Origin of the sequence: Neiella marina (assembly GCF_002165625.1) — a bacterium.
GTDB classification, from domain to species: domain Bacteria; phylum Pseudomonadota; class Gammaproteobacteria; order Enterobacterales; family Neiellaceae; genus Neiella; species Neiella marina.
On the sequence record NZ_NGNS01000004.1, the window covers coordinates 225875 to 248068 of the forward strand.

Below are 22194 nucleotides of genomic sequence, written 5' to 3' on the forward strand. Positions count from 1 at the left end.
CCGGCGCGTTAAATACGAAACTGCGAGATGCTCTGATTCAGCGTACCTGCGAGTGATGACAGGGCACCAGACGCATCTCTGGTTTCTCGGCTCGCCAAACTAACCTGCTCGCTACCTGCGCTAATTGCCTCGATATGGTCGCGCATGGTGTTGGCATCGTGTTGGCCTCGCTGAGCCAGCTCTGCCAACGTTTTGTTATCATCACTTAAGCGCATCACAGTCTGCTGCAGTAACTGCAATGACTCGACGGTTGATTGGGTTTGAACAACCGTCTGCTGCGCCGCAGCCTTATTGTGGTCCATGACATCGACAGTACTGGATATCGAATTGACAATTGTGGCCAAAATACTGTTGATTTCGTGAGTCGATTCATAGGTACGCGATGCTAGCGTTCGCACTTCATCAGCAACCACCGCAAAACCTCGACCAGATTCACCTGCGCGAGCAGCTTCAATAGCGGCATTCAGCGCCAACAGGTTCGTTTGTTCTGCAATTTGAGCAATGGTATCAACCACCGAGCTAACCTGGTCACCGGCTTGCTTAAGATGCACCAGCATTTCGGCAGATTGTTCTATTTGGTCTGCTAGTTGCGAAATTGACGCCGCATTTTGATTAACCTGCTGAGCACCTTCGGTGACTTGCTGCGCGCCAACCAAAGCTATCTCAGAGGCACTTAAGGAACGCTCAGAGCTCTGCGCAATATTACTTTCCAGCGCTTCAATGGTCGTGATCAAGTGATCAATTTGCGATGTAAACTGAATCACTTGTTGATCTGTAGACATAGCCGAACCCGATAATTGCTCAGCCGAAGAGCCTAACTGCAAAGCCGATTGCTGAATGTCGATGGCGATGTTGCGGAAGGTGGCCAACAGACTATTGACACTATTGGCGGTATGGCTGATTTCGCGCGACCCACTGGCTTCGACTTCACTGGTCAAATCAGAAGCAGCAGTAATGGCATCAAGTTGTCCGGCCAATTGACTGACCGGCGCAACAATCCGTTGGCGAGCTCGCCAGTAAGCCCAACATGTAATCAGCACCGACAGCAACAACGTCATGGCGATAAGTTGCTGCATAGTCACCAACCGAGAGGAAACCACCAACGAGTCTTGCTCGGCGCTACCGGCCGTCTGCTGTTGGACATCGGCGAGCAGCTGCTGCAGTTGATCAACGTGGTTTTTAATCGCCGCCAACTCGGCTCGCGCTTGATCCCAATCTCGTTGTTCTGCCGACATAACTCGCTGCAGCGCATTAATAGGAGCGCTCACTCGAGCAAACCCGTCTGTTAACAAGGTAACGTCCATTTGCTGCTCAAGCAGTCTAAGGTCATCAGCAACATGCTGTTGTTGCTGTTGCCATTGCTCAGCGAAGTTGTCCAATGAGACAGTAAAACCGTATATGCCAAAAGCACTGATCTGCATGTTACCGAGCTGGCTTTCAATTCGCTTGACGGTATCGAGGGTGGGCAACGTACGTTGAACAAATTGATCATTGCTTGCTTTGATTTGCTCGCTAGTGCGAAACAACAACAGTGAAGTTGCCAGCAGCAATACCAGTACCGCGGCATAACCTGCCATCACATGTTTGCTAATTGAGTTGAACAAGAGACCTCCGTTTCCAAACAGCAAAGATTAGTCGCTTAAAAGCGAGCGTGTTCAACTAGACCGGCGAACCTGTTAATTGCTTTCATGGCGGAGTTCATGCTCGAGAGGCGATGAATCGAATAGGTTTTATCTTGAACATAAAAAAGGCTGCCGAAGCAGCCTTTCCATCATCGAACTCGATGTCACTAGCCAACTAGTGCCAACAGCACGCCAGCAGCCACCGCCGAGCCGAGGACGCCAGCAACGTTAGGGCCCATGGCATGCATCAGCAGGAAGTTGTGCGGATTGGCTTCTAAACCAACTTTGTTCACTACCCGCGCAGCCATAGGTACAGCAGAAACACCAGCGGCACCAATCAGTGGGTTGATCTTACCGCCGGTCATGCGGCTCATGATCTTAGCCATGAGCACACCAGAAGCAGTACCAATAGAGAATGCCACGGCGCCTAGAGCCAAGATCCCCAGCGTTTCAACGCTCAAGAAGGATTCAGCAGATAGCTTAGAGCCAACCGCCAAACCAAGCATGATGGTAACGATGTTGATGATTTCATTCTGAGCAGCCTTTGATAGTCGATCGACCACGCCAGACTCTTTCATCAAGTTACCCAAGCAGAACATACCAACCAGTGGCGCCGATGCTGGCAAGAACAAAATCGCCAGTGCCAACACTGCCAGAGGGAAGACGATCTTCTCTTTCTTCGATACGGCACGTAGTTGCCCCATTGGGATTTGACGTTCTTTTTCTGACGTTAACGCCTTCATAATTGGCGGCTGGATAATCGGAACCAATGCCATATATGAGTATGCTGCTACGGCGATGGCGCCGAGCAAATCAGGCGATAATCGGGATGCGACGAAAATCGCCGTGGGCCCATCGGCACCACCAATAATCGAGATCGCCGCCGCATCTTGCAGGGTAAACTCGAAGCCCGGTACCGCATTCAGCGCGATAGCGCCAAACAAGGTGGCAAAAATACCAAACTGAGCAGCAGCACCTAGCAATAGCGTTTTCGGGTTCGCAATTAAGGCACCAAAATCGGTCATTGCGCCCACGCCCATAAAAATGAACAGAGGGAACACACCGGTTTTAACCCCGATTTCAAAGATGTAATAGAGAATACCGCCAGGTTCGGTAAAACCCGCAACTGGAGTATTCGCTAGAATGGCACCAAAGCCGATAGGCAGTAACAATAGCGGCTCGAAATTTTTCGAGATGGCCAAAAATAACAACAACAGGCCAACGGCTATCATCACCAACTGGCCGCCAGTAAAGTTGGCAATACCAGTATCGAGCCAAAGTGTATGCAACGCTTCCATTAATTGCTCCTGTTATGCCAGCGATATCAAGGCGTCGCCAACTGCAACTGAATCGCCTTCTTTGATATCAACGCTGACAACTTGACCATCGCGCGGAGCGCGAACTTCGGTTTCCATCTTCATCGCTTCAAGCACTAAGATAACATCACCAGACTTCACTGCATCACCTGGCGCAACATTTACTTTAAAGATGTTACCAGCCAGCGGAGCCGCAACGGCTTCACCAGCACCGGTTGGCGCAGGAGCTGCAGGAGCGGCATCGCTAGCTGCTGCCGGGGCAATACTGCTGATATCGCCGCCTTCAGCGACTTCAACAACAAATTGCTGACCTTGCACTTTCACCGAGTAAACGCTTGGACCAGTGCCTGCGGCGGCTGGCGCAGGGGCAGCAGCCGGCGCTGGTTCAGGCTCAGTACCTGGCGCAGGTTCAAAGGCATCTGGGTTGTTGCGGTTTTTGAGGAATTTCAAACCAACTTGTGGGAACAGCGCGTATGTCAGCACATCGTCGATTTCATCTTTGGCCAACTCAATGCTGTCTGCCGCCGCTTTTTCCTTCAGCTCGGTGACTAGCGAATCTAGTTCGTCTTCAATCAAGTCAGCCGGACGACAAGAAATTGCTTCTCCACCGTCAAGTACGCGCGCTTGCAGCTCTGCATTAACCGGAGCAGGTGCTTTACCGTACTCACCTTTCAGTACACCTGCGGCTTCTTTGGTGATGTTTTTGTAGCGCTCGCCCATCAATACGTTGATGACAGCTTGCGTACCAACGATTTGCGAGGTTGGAGTCACCAGTGGGATGTAACCCAAGTCTTTACGAACGCGTGGAATTTCTTCCAGCACTTCGTCAATCCGATCGCCAGCATTCTGATCTTTGAGTTGGCTTTCCATGTTAGTCAGCATACCGCCTGGGACTTGAGCCAACAGAATGCGTGAATCAACGCCTTTTAGCGCCCCTTCCCACTTGGCATATTTCTTCCGCACTTCACGGAAGTAAGCTGCAATTTCTTGTAATGCTGTTAAATCCAAACCGGTATCGCGCTCTTGGCCTTGTAAGGCCGCAACCAGTGTTTCAGTTGGCGAATGGCCGTAAGTCATACTCATTGATGAGATCGCCGAGTCGATCATATCAACGCCTGCATCAATCGCTTTTTGATGAGTCATCAGGCTTAAACCTGTGGTGGCGTGACAGTGCAGCGCAATAGGAACGTCAACAGCTGCTTTGAGTGACTTGATTAAGCTCTCTGCTTCATATGGACGCAGCAGACCCGCCATATCTTTGATACATAACGAGTGACAGCCCATGTCTTCCAATTCACGAGCCAGATTGACCCATGTTTCTTCGGTGTGGAATTCGGAAGTGGTGTACGACAAAGTACCTTGAGCATGAGCACCAACTTGAACTGCCGCCTTAACTGCTGTTTGGAAGTTGCGAGGGTCATTCATTGCGTCAAAGATACGGAACACATCCATACCGTTGGCATGTGCCCGCTCGACAAACTTTTCGACAACATCATCGGCATAGTGGCGATAGCCCAACAGGTTCTGACCACGCAGCAGCATTTGGTGCTTGGTATTTGGCATCGCCTCTTTCAACAGGCGCAGACGCTCCCAAGGATCTTCGCCCAAGAAGCGGATGCACGAATCAAATGTTGCACCACCCCAAGATTCAACAGACCAATATCCTACTTTGTCTAGCTTCTCGGCAATTGGCAGCATGTCGTCGACACGCATGCGGGTTGCGAACAGGGATTGATGGGCGTCACGCAGCACCACGTCAGTAATCGCTAATGGCTTGCTCATAGTTGGTTCTCGTTTTGTTGTAATCGAATTTATGATTATTTGTTGTTGCGATGCTGCTGCACCGCCGCAGCAACAGCAGCCAAGACAGCAGGAGAGGTCGCGGCACTCGGAGGTGCAGGTTTACTCTTTGCTGGCGCTGGTGCATCAGGAAAGTATTGATTGATGATCTTGGACATGCTGTTGACGCACAAGATCAAGAAGCTCAAGAAACTGAAAACAATGATCATGCCAATTGCCATGATGTTGCCAGCTTCCGCTAAGAGATGGGTCAGGTCGGCCATGTTCCCCCCTAATCAAAATATTTATGTAATTTTTCTACATAATAATGCAGATATGGGCTTCCTGTGAATAGGATTTGCGCTTAAAAGTCGCATTAACCCTGAACAACTCTCGAACTACCTTGTTTCGCTTGAGTAGTTAACTTTCAAAAATAAAGCTGTAGCTGCGTCTTAGCGGCGAGAAAAAGCCGTTGAGACAATCAGATGGAAGCCACATGTAGGCAAACAGTTATGCATAGTATGCCAAATAGGCGTCATGAGGCAGATCAAGTTCGAGGATATTTGCAGGGATGTCAAGAAAACAAGATTTGAGATTTTCTACGAGAATCAAAAAAGCGAGACATTATGCTTTGATGCCACTCTAAGAAAGTGGCGGACGCGGGAGGATTCGAACCTCCGACCGCCTGGTTCGTAGCCAGGTACTCTATCCAGCTGAGCTACGCGTCCGCATATAAAAAGTTTGTTCGATTTTACTCGAACGTTACAGAAAGGAATGAGCCACTTTGGGAAAGTGGCGGACGCGGGAGGATTCGAACCTCCGACCGCCTGGTTCGTAGCCAGGTACTCTATCCAGCTGAGCTACGCGTCCGCATGTCTAGATGATGTATCTAGGGTATTCCGATTGTAACGCTATCCTAGGATAGCTTATCCACTTGAAGAAGTGGCGGACGCGGGAGGATTCGAACCTCCGACCGCCTGGTTCGTAGCCAGGTACTCTATCCAGCTGAGCTACGCGTCCGCAAAAATCGAAAATGGCGGTGAGGGAGGGATTCGAACCCTCGATACCGGATTAGGGTATACTCCCTTAGCAGGGGAGCGCCTTCAGCCACTCGGCCACCTCACCGCATTTCGGAGGCGCATGATACTAGAGCCATTCGATAAGTCAAACGATTTTTATCGCTTTTCCTACCGCTTGCTTAGGATTTATCCAAAGCGCTCAAAAAGTACAAAAAACAAAGCCGACACAAGGTCGGCTTTTTGTTGTCGAGTGGGTCACGAACGATTAATAATCGTGATCCTCTGGGCCCTTCTCTGCCTGGATGCGGCGATAAATTTCTTCACGGTGAACAGACACTTCCTTCGGCGCATTGACACCAATGCGAACCTGATTACCTTTAACACCCAAAACAGTCACAGTAACATCGTCACCAATCATAAGGGTTTCGCCGACTCGACGAGTTAAAATCAGCATTACCTAGCTCCTTTTTAGCTCTTTCCACTGCAACTAATAGTCATTTTGCAGCAATTATAGTACAGCCTCGCTGTCTAACGCTCAGAAAAATTTGCGTTTATTAGCAATTTACTAATTTATTACGCAGTTTCTTCTAATTTAAACGCACTATGTAAGGTTCTGACAGCTAATTCTAGATATTTCTCCTCAACTACCACAGAAATTTTAATTTCTGAGGTTGAAATCAGCTGAATATTAATACCTTCGTTACCCAGAGATTCGAACATAGTTGAAGCAACACCAGCATGGCTCTTCATGCCAACTCCAACGACAGAGATCTTGGCGATCTTATCGTTGCCACGCACTTCACGGGCACCAACATCAGCGGCAACCTGCTCTAACACCTGAGTTGCTTTGACAAAGTCATTGCGATGCACAGTAAAAGTGAAATCGGCAGTATTATCGCCTACGGAATTTTGGATGATCATGTCCACTTCGATATCCGCTTTGCCGATAGGAGCTAATACCGCTGCTGCGATATTAGGTTGATCAGGCACACCCAGAATCGACAGGCGCGCTTCATCGCGGTTGAATGCAATACCAGAAACTAGTGGTGCTTCCATATCTTGTTCCTCAAAGGTAATCAGAGTCCCTTCGCCTTCATCCTGAAATGATGACAGTACGCGAAGTGGTACATTGTACTTGCCAGCAAACTCGACCGAACGAATCTGCAATACTTTGGCGCCCAAACTAGCCAGTTCAAGCATTTCTTCAAATGTAACAGTATCCATTTTGCGAGCATTTGGCTCGACTCGAGGATCAGTGGTGTAAACACCATCAACATCGGTATAAATGCGGCATTCATCCGCTTTCAATGCTGCTGCTACGGCAACCGCAGAGGTATCAGAACCGCCGCGTCCCAACGTGGTGATGTTGCCCAATTCGTCGCGTCCCTGAAAGCCTGCGATGACCGCCACTTTGCCATCATCAAGCACCGACATGACCGCTTTTTCGTCAATATCCATGATCCGCGCTTTGCTGTGGGTGCTATCCGTCGTCATCCGAATTTGGTCACCCGTCATTGACGTTGCAGGTACCCCAATGGTCATCAAGGCCATTGACAGCAGCGCGATAGTGACTTGCTCGCCAGTCGAAACAAGCACGTCAAGCTCACGTGTCATTGGTTGTTCATTGATCTCTTTAGCCAGCGCAATCAAGCGATTCGTTTCACCGCTCATTGCCGACACGACCACCGCAACTTGGTGGCCCTGATCACGGTAGCGTTTCACTCGTTGGGCAACGGCTTGAATTCGCTCGACCGTACCAACAGATGTTCCACCAAATTTCAGCACATACAATGCCATGCCTATACTCCTTTATCCCTAAACCTTGTTGGTGACGTTACAGTCGCTCTTGCAGCCAAGGGGTAACCGATTCAAGAGCCGCGGGTAATGCAGCTTCATCAGAGCCACCAGCCTGAGCAAAATCAGGACGACCGCCGCCTTTACCACCAACTTGTTGGGCCACTACATTCACTAACTCACCAGCTTTGACTTTGCTGGTTGCATCTTTACTCACGCCAACTGCAATACCAATTTTGCCATCGCTGACGGTGGCCAGCGCTACCACACAGGTACCGAGTTTACTTTTCAGGTCATCGACCGTACTCCGTAATGCCTTAGGGCTAGTGCCTTCGAGTTGGCTAACCAACACCTTCACGCCATTGATCTCAATGGCTTGCTCAGCAAGAGAGCTACCAGCCAATGCGGTCAGTTTGGCGTTGAGACGCTCGACTTCTTTTTCCAACCACTTAGAGCGCTCAACAACCTGCTGAACTTTATCGCGGGCGCTACTCATGTCACCTTTGACCAAGCCTGATACTTCATTGAGTTGATCGGCCAAGTTGTAAAGTGAGTCTAAAGCGTAACGACCAGTCACCGCTTCAATACGCCTTACGCCAGACGCGATACCGCCCTCTGACATGATGCGGAACAAGCCAATATCGCCGGTGCGCTCAACGTGGGTACCACCACACAACTCGGTTGAAAATTCGCCCATGCCGACAACACGGACTTTCTCGTCGTATTTTTCACCAAACAGAGCCATTGCCCCAGAGGCTTTGGCTTCATCTAGATCCATCAATTTTGTTTGCACCGAGTAGTTGGCGCGGATTTGTTCGTTAACCAACTGCTCAATAGTGCGAATAGAGTTGCCAGAAATACTTTCGAAGTGACTGAAGTCGAAGCGCAAGCGCTCAGGTGCCACCTGCGAACCTTTCTGTTGTACGTGCTCTCCCAATACCTTACGCAGTGCAGCATGCATTAAGTGAGTTGCGGTATGGTTGAGTCGAATTGAGTTACGACGAACTTCATCGACTTTGGCACTGAGCGCCTCACCAACGTGTATTTCACCTTGTGATACATAGCCAATATGAACGATGGCATCACCAGACTTTTGCGTATCAGTGACAACAAAGGAGCCATCTTCCATCAATAGCTCGCCCATATCACCACATTGACCACCGCTCTCGGCGTAAAACGGCGTATTATCCAACACCACTTGGCCGTCAGCGCCGGTTTCAAGGCCTTTGACCGACTCACCATCTTTGGTAAATACGGCGACAACAGACGCAGGATACTCAGTTGCGTCATAGCCTTTAAACTCTGATTTGCCGTCGATGGCGATATTCTGATTGTAATCAACACCAAATTGGTTGGCCTGCTTGGCGCGCTGGCGCTGCTGCTCCATCGCCTTATCGAATCCGTCTTGGTCGATGTTGAGCTCCCGCTCTCGTGCAATATCAGCAGTCAAATCAGCTGGAAAGCCATAAGTGTCGTACAGCTTGAATACCGTCTCGCCCGGAACCGTATCGCCATCAAGGCCACGCAATGCTTCATCAAGCAGCGCCAAACCACGGTCAAGAGTGCGCAAAAACTGCTCTTCCTCTACCAGCAACACCTTTTCAATGACAGGTAATTGCTGAGCAAGCTCTGGATAGGCTGCTCCCATTTCCGTGACCAACCCCTTGGCCAGTAAGTGGAAGAAAGGTTTGTCGGCACCTAATTTGTTTCCATGGCGCACTGCGCGACGAATAATACGACGCAGTACATAACCACGGCCTTCATTGGAAGGCATGACGCCATCGGCAATCAGGAACGAACACGAACGAATATGGTCGGCAATCACTCGCAGTGATTTATCAGTCAAATCGGAAACTTTGAGAATTGTTGCCGTGGCTTTGATCAGGAATTGGAAAATATCTATTTCGTAGTTGCTATGCACGCCCTGTAGGATTGCGGCAATGCGCTCCAAGCCCATACCGGTGTCAACCGAAGGCTTTGGTAGCGGCTCCATGGTACCGTCTGATTGACGGTTAAATTGCATGAATACCAAGTTCCAAATTTCGATGAACCGGTCACCATCCTCCTCTGGAGAACCTGGAGGGCCACCCCAAATGTGTTCACCGTGATCATAGAAGATTTCAGTACAAGGGCCGCAAGGACCGGTGTCACCCATTTGCCAGAAGTTATCTGACTCATAAGGCTTGTCTGCAGACTTGTCGCCAATGCGAATAATACGATCGACTGGGACGCCAATTTCTTTGGCCCAGATATCGAACGCTTCGTCATCGCTCTCATAAACAGTGACCAGCAAGCGTTCCTTCGGAAGTTTCACCACTTCGGTAAGAAACTGCCAAGCATAACGAATAGCGTCATGTTTGAAGTAATCGCCAAAGCTGAAGTTGCCGAGCATCTCAAAGAAGGTATGGTGGCGAGCCGTGTAGCCTACATTTTCCAAGTCATTATGCTTACCACCTGCACGTACACAACGCTGCGACGATACTGCTCGGGTGTAGCTGCGTTTCTCTGTGCCCAAGAAGCAATCTTTAAACTGGTTCATTCCCGCATTGGTAAACAGCAATGTCGGATCGTCATGTGGCACTAACGAACTAGATGCAACAATCTGATGTTCCTGCTGCTTAAAAAATGACAAAAAAGCTTCCCGAAGCTCTGCGGTGGTCATGTACATGCGTCGTTCCCGATACAATTGAAATGCCAGATCTTTGTTCGGTGTGGCACCACCGATAACAGTAGCTACACGCAAGATCTGAACTAACAGACAAAAAGACTGGCTATTATACGCAGTGCATTGGGGCTTTTTCCACCGCCTTGAGGCCGGAAAAAAATTTTTATTGTCGCTGACAGGCGTATTGGATTTGCTCTTGATTAAATCCGCGCAGGAATAGGTGGCGTTGCTGCTTTTGTTGTTGCTTAAACTCACTCGGCCAATATTCACCAAAGCGCTTTTGACGCTGTAGCAGAGCTAATTCAAACCAATCGCCTTCAAATTCCATTAAAGCGCGATGAATTAAGTCCGAATCAAGGCCTTTTTGCTGCAATTCTTGCTGAATGCGGATAGCTCCATAACCGCGTTGTGAACGCTGTCGGATATAGATTCGGGCGTACTCCGCCTCATTGAGCCAGTTTTGGTCGATACAGTATTCTATGGCTTCGGTGATGATGTTGCTGTCAAAACCACGCAACTGTAGCTTTTGGAAGAGTTCTCGTCGGCAATGATCGCGCCGAGCAAGAATAGCGGTGGCAGTTTGCACTGCCACCGGCAAGGAATCACTATGCTGGCTCTTGTTCAGTTTCGCTTTCATCTTCTGGCGTCGCTGCAACTAGTAGCCGAGAGCGAATTTGGGTTTCAATTTCATTGGCAATCTCTGGGTTTTGCTTCAGAAAGTTGACGCTATTGGCTTTACCTTGACCAATGCGATCACCCTTGTAGCTGTACCAAGCACCAGCTTTCTCAACTAGTTTTTCCTGCACACCCAAATCAATCAATTCGGCATGTTTACTAATCCCTTGGCCATAGAGAATTTGGAACTCCGCTTGTTTGAATGGTGGTGCCACCTTGTTCTTCACCACTTTGACTCGGGTTTCGTTACCAACGACTTCATCACCCACTTTAACCGCGCCAGTCCGACGGATGTCGAGACGTACCGACGAATAGAATTTCAGTGCGTTACCACCCGTGGTGGTTTCTGGGTTACCAAACATCACGCCGATCTTCATGCGGATTTGGTTAATGAACACCACCATACAATTGGTTTTCTTGATGTTGGCAGTCAGCTTACGCAACGCCTGAGACATCAAACGGGCTTGCAAACCAACATGCGAATCACCCATGTCGCCTTCAATTTCGGCTTTCGGTGTCAACGCGGCAACCGAGTCAACAATAATCACTTCAACAGCATTGGAGCGGACTAACATGTCACAAATTTCAAGGGCTTGCTCACCGGTATCTGGTTGAGACACCAACAGCTCGTCAACATTAACGCCCAATTTAGCGGCATAGACAGGATCTAACGCGTGTTCGGCGTCGACGAATGCACAAGTCTTTCCTTGGCGTTGAGCTTCTGCTACCACTTGTAGTGTCAGTGTCGTTTTACCACTGGATTCAGGGCCATAGATTTCGACAATACGACCGTATGGCAAACCGCCGATACCAAGGGCAATATCAAGCGTTAGTGAGCCGGTAGGAACACTATCAATATCAAGTACATTACTATCACCCAAGCGCATGATGGAGCCTTTACCAAACTGGCGCTCAATCTGACCTAACGCGGCGTCTAACGCTTTCTTTTTATTGCTATCCATTGGTGTTCTCCAACCGTATTTTGCTTGAATGCAAATAAATTGATTTTGTTGAAGCTCAGTATACTGGTCATTCATACAGTATCAACCCCTGTATAAATAATTTTTCGTATTGACGGCCATTCAACTAGCTAACTCGTTTATTTTCCTCATCATTCGCATTTGCTAGCTTTTGCTGCAACGAATCACTTGATGGCGGTTTTGCCGAGTTGTTACCATCTGCGTCCTACTTGAGGTTTATAACCAACACCACCAGAGGCTTGTGTGAGCAGCAATTCCGAATCAGCGCTTGAGCTGACTTCCCATACCCCGATGATGCAACAGTACTTACGGATTAAAGCCGAGCATCCCAGTATTTTACTGTTTTACCGGATGGGAGATTTCTACGAACTGTTCTATGACGACGCAGCCAAAGCTTCTCAATTACTTGATATCTCATTAACAAAGCGCGGCAAATCTGGCGGCAATGCCATTCCCATGGCTGGCGTTCCATTCCACGCCGTAGAGGGCTATCTGGCTCGCTTAGTGCAGCTCGGTGAGTCAGTTGCGATTTGTGAACAGGTCGGCGATCCCGCCACCAGCAAAGGGCCGGTCGAACGGCAAGTCACTCGTATTATCACCCCAGGAACAGTCAGTGACGAAGCGTTGTTGCAAGAGCGCAGCGACAATCTACTAGCTGCAGTTTACTTCCAAAGTGGTCGTTTTGGTGTTTCTACATTAGATATCAGCAGTGGTCGGTTTCAAGTGATGGAAGCGAGCTCCGCCGATGAATTGTCATCACAGTTGCAGCGCGCCAACCCGGCTGAGTTACTCTACCCTGAAGATTTTCCTTACACCGCATTGCTGCAGCAATACGCCGGCTTGCGTCGCCGTCCAGTATGGGAATTTGAGTTAGATAGTGCGCGCCAACAATTGTGCCGCCAGTTCAAAACCAGCAACTTAGACGCATTTGAAGTCGACGCCATGCCATTAGGGCTCGCCGCTGCTGGTTGCGTGTTGCAGTACATTAAAGATACCCAACGTACCGCATTGCCCCACATTCGCAGCATTTCGCCGCATCATATCGCCGATTCTGTGCAACTTGATGCCGCCACACGACGCAATTTAGAACTGACGCAAAGTTTAAGCGGCGATAGCCAAAGCTGCCTAGCGGCAGTCATTGATAAAACGGCTACGGCTATGGGCAGCCGTCTACTCAAACGCTGGTTGCACGATCCACTCGCCGACCACGGTCGTTTGCAACAGCGCCAGCAAACCGTTGCCGAGTTGATCGATTATGCCTTACCCGAATCGCTCGCCCCGGTGCTGCGTAATGTCGGTGATGTCGAACGTATTCTTGCTCGTGTTGCATTGCGTTCAGCCAGGCCAAGAGACTTTGCTCGCCTACGGCTAGCCCTGCAGCAACTGCCTGAACTTCAACAGATTTTGAGTGACGCCAATAGTGTAAAACTTCAAGCTTTGGCACAGCGCTGTCCAGTGCAGCCCGAGCTGCAACAACTGTTAGAGCGAGCCATCATTGACAATCCACCAGTGGTGATTCGTGATGGCGGCGTATTGGCCGAAGGGTACAACGAGGAGCTGGATAAGCTTCGAGCACTGAGCCAAAACGCAACAAACTATTTGGTTGAGCTGGAAGAACGTGAAAAAGAACGCACCGGTATCCCAACCCTAAAAGTTGGCTTTAATAAGGTCCATGGCTATTTTATTGAAGTTAGTCGAAGCTATGCTGACTTGGTGCCTAGCGATTATGTGCGCCGCCAAACTCTAAAGAATAATGAGCGCTTCATCTTACCCGAATTAAAAGCATATGAAGACGAAGTACTCACCAGCCAAAGCCGCGCACTGGCATTAGAAAAGCGGCTCTATGATGAGCTATTTGATGTCATTTTACCGAACATCGAAACACTACAAACACTTGCCGCATCGATCGCTGAACTTGATGTATTACAATGCTTCGCGGAGCGCGCTCAAAGTCTTAACTACTGCTGCCCAACGTTGACCTCAGAGCCCGGCATTCATATCGAAGGCGGACGCCATCCAGTAGTTGAAGCGCTCAGCGATGAACCCTTCATTGCCAACCCTTTAATGATCACCGAATCACAGCGGATGTTGATTGTCACCGGCCCCAACATGGGTGGTAAATCAACCTACATGCGACAAACAGCACTCATTGTGCTGTTGGCTCACATTGGTAGCTATGTGCCTGCGGAGGCGGCAACCATTGGCCCAGTTGATCGAATTTTCACTCGCATTGGGGCGTCTGACGATTTGGCCAGTGGCCGCTCGACGTTCATGGTCGAGATGACAGAAACGGCAACCATTTTGAACCATGCAACCGCCAATAGTTTGGTATTGATGGACGAAATTGGCCGCGGAACAAGTACCTATGATGGCTTATCATTGGCTTGGGCTTGTGCTGAACAACTCGCACAACAAATCCAAGCAATGACGCTATTCGCTACCCATTACTTTGAGTTAACTCAGCTACCCGAGCTCTACAATGGCATTAGCAATGTTCATTTGGATGCGGTCGAACATGATGACGGCATTGTCTTCATGCACGCAGTACAGCAAGGCCCTGCGAGTAAAAGTTACGGTATTCAGGTGGCTCAACTAGCTGGCGTACCTCAGACTGTCTTGCGGCGCGCAAAACAAAAGCTTCATGATTTAGAACAGCTAGCGCCATCTGAGCACAGCGCCAAAGAAATTGGTCAGCAGTTATCGATTCTACCCGAGCCATCGCCGTTGCTTGATGAGCTCAAGCAGTTGCAACTGGACGAACTCACGCCCCGCCAAGCACTGGCTTTACTGTATCGTTGGCAACAAGAGAACCGCTAAACGTATTGATTTCGTAAGCTTCGAATGTCATCGATGTTGGCAATAAAAATATCGACAAGCTTGGGATCAAAAATCTTCCCACGCTGCTCGAGAATGTAGTGGAGCACATCCTCCTCGGGCCATGCGTCTTTGTAGCAGCGATCCGATGAAATAGCATCGTAGATATCAGCCAGCGTAGTGATGCGAGCCAGCAGGTCGATCTCATCCCCTTTTAAACCTTGAGGGTAACCTGAGCCATCCCAGTATTCATGGTGCTGATGGGCAATAATGCAGGCTGTTTTGAGCAGCGCCCGGTCGGAATTATGGAGGATATTGTGGCCGATTTGAGCGTGGGTTCGCATGATTTGATACTCATCATCCGTCAGTTGGCCGGGCTTATTCAGAATGTTTTCGGGAATACCTATCTTACCGACGTCATGCATTGGCGATGCCGCTTCAAGCATCTTTAACGTTTCCTCAGGCAACCCCAGCTTGGCGCCAAGAAAATAGGAGACTTTAGCTACCCGAATCACATGATTGCGGGTTTCATGGGAACGCACTTCGATGACTTCACCCAGAATTGTTAATAGCTCTCTTTGGGTATCGATAACCTCCCGATCCAGCTCCATCAAACGTTGATTGTTACTGTTGAGTACACGTTGCTTTTTCAAATTGAGCAGCAGCAACATCAAGATCATGAGTAAAGCACCAATGATCACCAACGCTGGAATGATGACTTTTTTGTGCTCGTCCCAGAAACTTTTCGGTCGATTGATCACTCGAGCGCCGCCGGGTAATTCGCTAAAAGGAATACCGTGTTTGAGCAACGCGTGATAGTCGAACAAAGACTCGTTCAGAGCCAACTTAGTTTGAAAGCTTTCAACATACTCAGCTCTCAGCAATCGCAACACACCGATCGCTGCCTGATGGCCAATGTTCTGCGCCGACAACACGCGGCCACCAACAATACCGGGCGCCATTTGAAATGCCCAAGAAACAAACACTGGAGCATTAGAAGCTTCAGCAATGGCAGCACCAATTTCGTTTTGGTGATAAGAGGAGCCATCACTAGCGCGAAAGTAAGGCAGCAAGTAAACGATATCGTCGGCAGAAAATTGCTGCGCTCTGGTCTGCAAACGCTCCTTGGTAAGGCCATTGAGATAAACAAATGTCACTGGCACATCAAGTTCCGCAGCAACAGCTTCCACTTCTTTTCGAATTGCAATTCCTGTAGTGGAGTTATCGGCCACCACGTATATGTTGTTCGCTTCTGGTCGCAACTCAAACGCGAATTTGAGCGTACGTTTGTGATCGACCAGTTCAGCAATAACACTATGCACTGGCGACTGCAGTGGCGGCGGTAATGCACCATTAATACCGCCAGCGATCACTTTTGCGCCAGGAAAAAGCATCGCGCCATAACGGTTGTAAAATGCCATGGCATTATTATCAGAGAGAATGATGCCGTCTGGCTTGTTGTCGACGTACTTGTAGCGGTAGAGCTCGGCAAGCTGGGCTAAATAATCGGGGTGAAAAATGTTTTTGGTATCCATGAATTCGACCCGGATACGGCTTTGCGGCGACATTGAAGCTATGGTGTCGGTGATCCCTTGGTGGATTTCATTGGTCCATTGAAAATCGGTGGAATAAGAGTGCAGCACCAAGATACTAAACGACTCATCATTGCTCCAAGCAGGCTTACTCCAGCAACAACCAAGCAACAGTAGCACCCAGCACTGAAAACAAATTTTGCCAATCACGATAGCTGCACCTTCAGCTCTCCATACGCAACAATGAAGCGTCAACATCTCTGTCCCTAGCTTTAGCAAATCATTTACAAAGCTGCACGAATATCAGTAAGTTCCTTGATCTGATTCGTTTTGGCAACACGGTTTACTGAACTTAGTAAGTAGTCAGAATCGCCACTTTTAAGTGAGATTCACTGTTAGGTTGGTTAGTTGATATGTAAATTATATGAAATTCATATAGTTAATTATTGGAATGAAACCTGCTAGATCGACAACTTGAGATTTACAATTAAACTACTTGATGCAAACAATGAGCAAAAGGATCGCCCCCATGCCTGTAAAGCCAGAAGACAAACCAATCGAGAAATTGCGACAGGAAACTATTGATCAACTGATCATGAATTACAGCCATGGTGAGATATCCATTGATGCCTTTGAACGCCGTTTAGATCAGGCGGCAGGGGCAACTGAGCATCAACAATTGACGGCATTAACCGCCGATTTGGATCTACAAGTTGATAGCGAATACGCCGAACAAAAACAGCACATGATGGGATGTAACTACAAGCCCGGAGAAGCAAAAGAATCGGAGCACATGGTTAATGTGTTTAGTGGCAGCGACAGTAGCTACCATGGTGATTTACCGAAAGAGATCAAATCAATAGAAGTATTCTCGGGCTCAACCATAGATTTGACAGACGCTTGCTTCCGACAACCAAGCTTAACCATTAAGATGTTTAGTTTGTTTTCTGGCCCAACAATCTATGTTCCTGAAAATATACGCGTAGTTTCCAAAGTGTTCTGCATTTTTGGCGCCATCACGAATAAAGCGTCGCCCAATAGTGTCGGCGAAGTACCGGTTGTGTATATCGAAGGAATTGCATTGTTCAGTGGTCTAGACATCAAGCTCAAGAAAACCATCAAAGAACGCGTTAGCGAGTTTGCCCAAAATTTGCGGCGTAATCTGCTGGGGTAACAGAAATCCTAGGGGTTGGGGGTGAGCCAAATGGCTCACCCAGCTAAATCTAACTCATCAACAAAGCCAATACTTGTTCTGTTTTTTGCTTCATCAATTGCACATCAGCTCGACTTTCAACGTTTAACCGAACCACTGGCTCGGTATTGGACTTGCGTAAGTTGAAGCGCCAGTTGTCAAACTCCATGCTGATGCCATCGGTATGATCAACACTCAGGGCATCCGCTTGCAAGGTATCAAGTACGTGAGCGATGGCAGCATCCGGATCCGTCAACTTCTGATTGATTTCTCCCGATGAAGGATAAGCAGCAATACGCTCTTTCACTAGTGCTGACAAAGGCAGGCCCTTAACACTCAATAATTGAGCAACAAGCAGCCAAGGGATCATGCCGCTGTCGCAGTAAGCAAAATCACGGAAATAGTGGTGGGCACTCATTTCGCCGCCGTACACCGCGTCTTTTTCACGCATAATCTGCTTAATAAAGGCGTGTCCAGTTTTGCTTAAGATCGGCTCGCCACCAGCTTGGTTAACAACATCAATAGTATTCCAAGTTAATCGTGGGTCATGAATAATTTTGGCACCTTGCAGGCTCTGAAGAAATGCTTCGGCAAGTAAACCAACAATGTAATAACCTTCAATGAATTCACCGTTTTCATCAAACAAGAAACAGCGGTCAAAGTCACCGTCCCAAGCAATCCCCATGTCGGCACCATGCGCTTTAACGGCATTTGCCGTTGCCGGCCGATTCTCTGGTAGTAGCGGATTAGGAATACCATTGGGGAATGTGCTATCGGGCTCATTATGAATCTTGATTAGCGACACAGGGATGCTGAGCTCCGCAAAGGCTTGCTCCAGCGCATCAACAACATGACCAGCGGCACCATTGCCGGCATTGACCACCAGTTTTAACGGCTTGATCAATGACGGCTCAATGTAACTAAGCAAGTGTTTTACATAGTCGTTTAGTAAACTCATTTGCTTGTAGTCGCCAGCTGTTTCAACTGCTGTTTCAGCCCCTGTTTCACGCCACGGAGCTTGCTCAGCAAGGGCTTTGATTTGCAATAAGCCATTGTCGTTGCCAATAGGGCGGCTGCCTTCACACACTAACTTCATACCGTTGTAGTCAATCGGGTTGTGACTGGCTGTGACCTCCACTCCGCCATCGACGCCGAGATGAAAAGTGGCAAAATAGATTTCTTCTGTCCCTGTTAAACCTAAATCAATCACGTTGGTACCGGCATCTCTTAAGCCTTGCGCCAAAGACAGCTTTAGCGATTCACTGGTTGCTCGCGCATCGCCACCGACAACCACCTGTTTTGGCTGCAAAATTTGCCCATAGGCACGACCAATATCATAAGCAATTTGGTCATTTAGTTCGGCGCCAAGTTGGCCTCGAATGTCGTAGGCCTTAAAACAAGTTAGCTGAGTCATATTCGTTGTCACTCCGTTTGGTATTGCGGCTCAAATCGCATTTATTTTGTTCGACAGCCAAGCTAAATGGTTTTGTAAAAACAATGTAACGAACCTCTCATTTTGGAACCGTTTACAATCCAAATTGCTTGATCTTAAAAAGTTGAATGGCATTATTTGTACCACAAAGATGTAACCGTTTACAGGATTAATCATGAAGTTATTGACCTTAATACTGCTTACCGTACTGACCGCTATTTCTGCTCACGCGGCCCCCTTGGTACATAACAAACTACAAAGCAACAAAGACCAATATTTCATTGAACTGATTGAGTTAGCCTTAAGTAAGGTCGGTAAGACCCATGCGTTTGAATTGCAGCAAACGGCCGAAGCTCTCAACCAAGATCAGGTCGTCGAAGGGATTAAGTCCGGCAGCGTTTCGATACTTTGGGCTGGCACACAACCAGCTTACGAACAAAGTATGCGTCCGATCAGAGTTCCTCTACTTAAAGGATTGCAAGGTCATCGGTTGTTTATTATCAACAAGAATAATCAGTCAAACTTCAACCACATCAACTCATTAGCCGATTTACAAACTTTAAATGCAGGCCAAGGGCGCTCTTGGGGCGACACCCAAATCTTGCGCGACGCAGGTTTGAATGTCGTCACTGCAGTGAAGAAAGAGAGCTTGTTCTACATGGTCGATGGTGGCCGATTCGACTACTTCCCACTCGCGGTCCATGAGCCTTGGGATGAAATTCGAGCTCGACCGGACTTAGATTTGAGCGTTGATAAAGAGCTGTTGCTGGTTTACCCAATGCCAATGTACTTTTTTGTCAGTCAAGACAATGAAGAGTTAGCCCAAGCGATAGAACAAGGCTTAAACATTGCGATCGCTGACGGCAGCTTTGACCAAGTGTTTTATCAAGCACCTCATATCAAATCGGCATTGCAGCAAGCTCAATTAGCAAACCGCCGCGTCATTGAAATCAATAACCCAAATTTATCACCGGCGACACCGCTGGATCGTAAAGAACTCTGGCTCGACCTAGCCAAAGTCATGTAGTAGGTCGAAGGAAGTGGTGTGCTTCCTCTCCCCCCTTTCGCCCCTGTTTCTCCTCCAGGGGCTTTTTTATGCGCTTTGGTCACAAGACCTCCAAGCATGGGCGTTCATTTTCCCCCGCCAGCCTTACAACTAACATCTGTTCGTTCAGCCCGCATTGGCCATCAATGCAGATTCGATGTAGCGGATAGTGGCTGTTGTTCCACTCAACTCAGACATGTGCTCGCCTTCAAACTCGGCGCTGTACAAGCCATTAAATCCGGCATTTTGAAAAATTTGCAATAGCTTTGGGTAGTCCAGTGTGGTTTCGCGACCGGAGGCATCAAAGTCGTGAGACTTCACACTGACTCCTCTGGTGTAAGGCGCCAGGTCAATGAGCCCTTGAACTCGGTCGTACCTGCGCTCCGGGTTCAAACCCCAACCTCCCATAAAGAAGTTATCCAAATCGGTAAACACTCCCAGGTTCGGGTGGTTCGTCAATTCGATGAGCATCGCCAGCCAAGCACCGTTGTTGGAGGCATTCCCATGGTTTTCTACCAACACTTCGATGCCATAGTCGTTGCCAATCGAAGCAAGGACAGCGAGCGACTCAGCACACTGGTGAAGTTGCTGTAAGTAGGTTCCATCGCCGTAAGCATTAACCCGTATCTGCTTACAGCCAAGGTAGGCGGCTGCTTCAAACCAGGGTTTATGGTTGTCAATCGCTTGTTGTCTTGCTTTGGCATTACTTGCGCCGATGGCACCAGTTTCATCACACATCAACAGCTGAAAGCTAACGCCGTTATCCTTGGCTCTCAATTTAAAGTCATCAAGCCAGGGCTTGTCCTCGGCATGGCCGAAGAACAAAATGTTGACTAAATCAACCCGGTCAACGCCTAGTTGACGCGACAACTTAGTAATATCCCGTGGATCTAAGCGCCCCAACAATACGTCATCGGGGCTTTGATGCAGGGTCTTAATGAACTGTGAATAGTTATCTCGGCTGTTGCCAAATATTGCCCGATGAAAACACCATTGAGACAGGGAAATGCGCTCAGAGAAGCGCGCGGCCTCTACGCGGTTATCAGAATCGGCGACACTCTGGCTACTGCCCAGAGCGGTCGATGCGGCGATTAGTTTTAACAAATCTCGGCGCGACAAATGACTCATAAGCTTGATCCGAATTGATTACCTGCTGATTTCATTGATTAAAACCGGTTGCGAAATATCAAGCTGGCTACCGACTTCTGTTAGCTTGCCATCACGACCAATGGCAAAAGATACGATGGAATTTGAATGTTGATTGGCAACGAACAAAAAGCGCTGATCCGTGCTGATATGAAAATGACGAGGCCAGCGACCTGCACTTGATATGGTCTGTTGCTTTGATAGGAGCCCATCATCAGTCACTTGAAACATCACTAAACTGTCGTGCCCCCGATTGGAAACATAGAGGTACTGGCCATCTTGGGTAAGCGCAATGTGTCCAGCCTGACTAGTTCCTTGATAACTCTCCGGCAAAGTCGAGAGCTGCTGTACCTTTGTTAGCTTGCCATTTGCTTCGACATCGAATGCCATAAGGGTATTGCTCAACTCATTGAGCACATAAGCTTTACCATTTTGTTGATGGAACACCATATGTCGTGGGCCCGAGCCAGGTGCCACTGCCGCAGCTTCTATGCCCTTCGACCAATTGCTGCTTTGTTCATACAGTGTGATGGTGTCAGCGCCTAAGTCGACTGCGTATAGCCGGTTGCCATCCTCGGTCCAATTCGCCCAATGCATATGGCTGCCTCGCTGACGGTCTTTATTTGGCCCAGAGCCGTGATGTTGATTGACAGCAATGGTATTGGTCAGTGAGCCGCCCAACTTATCGACGCCGATTACCGATAAAGTTCCTGAGCCATAGTTAGCCACCGCAAGGTGAGCGCCATTAGGCGACAACGCGATGTAACACGGGTACGAGCCATGACTCGCGATGCCATTGATGGCATTCGCTTGCAAGGTTTCGCCAGAAGATTGCAGCGCAAACACCGCTATATTTCCCGCGCTCATTTCTTCAACAGCATAGAGATAGTCGCTGTCTGCTGAAATGGTCAGGTATGAAGGGTTTTGCAGAGATGCTAACAAATGCGGTTGCCGAAAGTCGCCGTTAAAGGGATCGAATCGAACCCGGTAAATGCCATCGCTTTCGAAGGGGATCGGCGCAACAGCCTCGCTGTGCACTTGAGTGTAGGTACCCACCACCAATTGATAATCTTTGCTTTGTCCCCTATGTTTCGACAATTGGCAGCCTGATAGCAGAACTAGACTAATGGCGCTTGCAACGAGTGTTGCGCAGTTTAAGTACTTCATGTTCAATGATTCACAA

Annotated in this window: 16 protein-coding genes and 4 tRNA genes; 3 read left to right on the forward strand and 17 right to left on the reverse strand. The window is 48.6% G+C overall.

What is annotated here, in order from left to right; translation table 11 throughout:
- Positions 1-8 precede the first annotated feature (8 nt).
- The 13 genes from CBE68_RS05780 to recA form a co-directional block, all read right to left on the reverse strand.
- Positions 9-1577: a methyl-accepting chemotaxis protein gene (locus CBE68_RS05780; protein WP_233143577.1), complete on the reverse strand. Its 1569-nt coding sequence runs from the start codon at positions 1575-1577 to the stop codon at positions 9-11.
- Positions 1578-1789: 212 nt separating this feature from the next.
- Positions 1790-2920 (reverse strand): sodium ion-translocating decarboxylase subunit beta, encoded by a 1131-nt coding sequence (locus CBE68_RS05785; RefSeq protein WP_087505113.1) that lies wholly within the window; start codon positions 2918-2920, stop codon positions 1790-1792.
- Positions 2921-2932: 12 nt separating this feature from the next.
- The gene (oadA, locus tag CBE68_RS05790) at positions 2933-4720 is read right to left on the reverse strand and encodes a sodium-extruding oxaloacetate decarboxylase subunit alpha (protein ID WP_087505114.1); all 1788 of its coding nucleotides are present in this window, start codon (positions 4718-4720) and stop codon (positions 2933-2935) included.
- Positions 4721-4755: 35 nt separating this feature from the next.
- Complete coding sequence (locus CBE68_RS05795; RefSeq protein WP_087505115.1) at positions 4756-5001, reverse strand: OadG family protein; 246 nt, start codon at positions 4999-5001, stop codon at positions 4756-4758.
- 367 nt (positions 5002-5368) lie between these two features.
- A tRNA-Arg gene (locus CBE68_RS05800) sits at positions 5369-5445 on the reverse strand.
- 65 nt (positions 5446-5510) lie between these two features.
- Positions 5511-5587: transfer RNA gene (locus CBE68_RS05805), tRNA-Arg, on the reverse strand.
- 73 nt (positions 5588-5660) lie between these two features.
- Positions 5661-5737: transfer RNA gene (locus CBE68_RS05810), tRNA-Arg, on the reverse strand.
- A 14-nt stretch (positions 5738-5751) separates the two neighbouring features.
- Positions 5752-5842, reverse strand: a tRNA-Ser gene (locus tag CBE68_RS05815).
- Positions 5843-6001: 159 nt separating this feature from the next.
- On the reverse strand, positions 6002-6190 hold the full coding sequence (csrA, locus tag CBE68_RS05820; RefSeq protein ID WP_087505116.1) for a carbon storage regulator CsrA: 189 nt from the start codon (positions 6188-6190) through the stop codon (positions 6002-6004).
- 119 nt (positions 6191-6309) lie between these two features.
- Positions 6310-7533, reverse strand: a complete 1224-nt coding sequence (locus CBE68_RS05825; RefSeq protein ID WP_087505117.1) for an aspartate kinase — start codon at positions 7531-7533, stop codon at positions 6310-6312.
- A 37-nt stretch (positions 7534-7570) separates the two neighbouring features.
- Positions 7571-10198 carry an alanine--tRNA ligase gene (gene alaS, locus CBE68_RS05830; protein WP_087505118.1) on the reverse strand — a complete coding sequence of 876 codons (2628 nt, stop codon included), beginning with the start codon at positions 10196-10198 and terminating at the stop codon, positions 7571-7573.
- A 160-nt stretch (positions 10199-10358) separates the two neighbouring features.
- Positions 10359-10832, reverse strand: coding sequence for a regulatory protein RecX (locus tag CBE68_RS05835; RefSeq protein ID WP_087505119.1), 474 nt, complete (start codon positions 10830-10832; stop codon positions 10359-10361).
- Complete coding sequence (gene recA / locus CBE68_RS05840; protein ID WP_087505151.1) at positions 10801-11832, reverse strand: recombinase RecA; 1032 nt, start codon at positions 11830-11832, stop codon at positions 10801-10803. Before recA ends, CBE68_RS05835 begins: the two co-directional genes overlap by 32 nt.
- A 309-nt stretch (positions 11833-12141) precedes the next feature.
- On the opposite strand from recA, the gene mutS reads away from it, so the two are divergent.
- On the forward strand, positions 12142-14667 hold the full coding sequence (mutS, locus tag CBE68_RS05845) for a DNA mismatch repair protein MutS (protein WP_087505152.1): 2526 nt from the start codon (positions 12142-12144) through the stop codon (positions 14665-14667).
- Here mutS and CBE68_RS05850 read toward each other — a convergent pair.
- Positions 14664-16406 (reverse strand): HD domain-containing phosphohydrolase, encoded by a 1743-nt coding sequence (locus tag CBE68_RS05850; RefSeq protein WP_158100503.1) that lies wholly within the window; start codon positions 16404-16406, stop codon positions 14664-14666. The genes mutS and CBE68_RS05850 overlap by 4 nt on opposite strands.
- A gap of 319 nt (positions 16407-16725) precedes the next feature.
- On the opposite strand from CBE68_RS05850, the gene CBE68_RS05855 reads away from it, so the two are divergent.
- The gene (locus tag CBE68_RS05855) at positions 16726-17370 is read left to right on the forward strand and encodes a DUF1707 SHOCT-like domain-containing protein (RefSeq protein ID WP_087505153.1); all 645 of its coding nucleotides are present in this window, start codon (positions 16726-16728) and stop codon (positions 17368-17370) included.
- Between the two features lie 49 nt (positions 17371-17419).
- Here CBE68_RS05855 and CBE68_RS05860 read toward each other — a convergent pair whose 3' ends face one another.
- Complete coding sequence (locus CBE68_RS05860) at positions 17420-18802, reverse strand: phosphohexomutase domain-containing protein (protein WP_087505121.1); 1383 nt, start codon at positions 18800-18802, stop codon at positions 17420-17422.
- A 193-nt stretch (positions 18803-18995) separates the two neighbouring features.
- Here CBE68_RS05860 and CBE68_RS05865 point away from each other — a divergent pair, with 193 nt between their 5' ends.
- A complete protein-coding gene (locus CBE68_RS05865; RefSeq protein ID WP_087505122.1) occupies positions 18996-19847 on the forward strand; it encodes a type 2 periplasmic-binding domain-containing protein in 852 nt (283 codons plus the stop codon).
- 144 nt (positions 19848-19991) lie between these two features.
- Here CBE68_RS05865 and CBE68_RS05870 read toward each other — a convergent pair whose 3' ends face one another.
- Together CBE68_RS05870 and CBE68_RS05875 are read right to left on the reverse strand one after the other, a co-directional pair.
- Complete coding sequence (locus CBE68_RS05870) at positions 19992-20993, reverse strand: sugar phosphate isomerase/epimerase family protein (RefSeq protein ID WP_087505123.1); 1002 nt, start codon at positions 20991-20993, stop codon at positions 19992-19994.
- An 18-nt stretch (positions 20994-21011) separates the two neighbouring features.
- Positions 21012-22178: a lactonase family protein gene (locus CBE68_RS05875; RefSeq protein WP_158100504.1), complete on the reverse strand. Its 1167-nt coding sequence runs from the start codon at positions 22176-22178 to the stop codon at positions 21012-21014.
- Between the last annotated feature and the right edge of the window lie 16 nt (positions 22179-22194).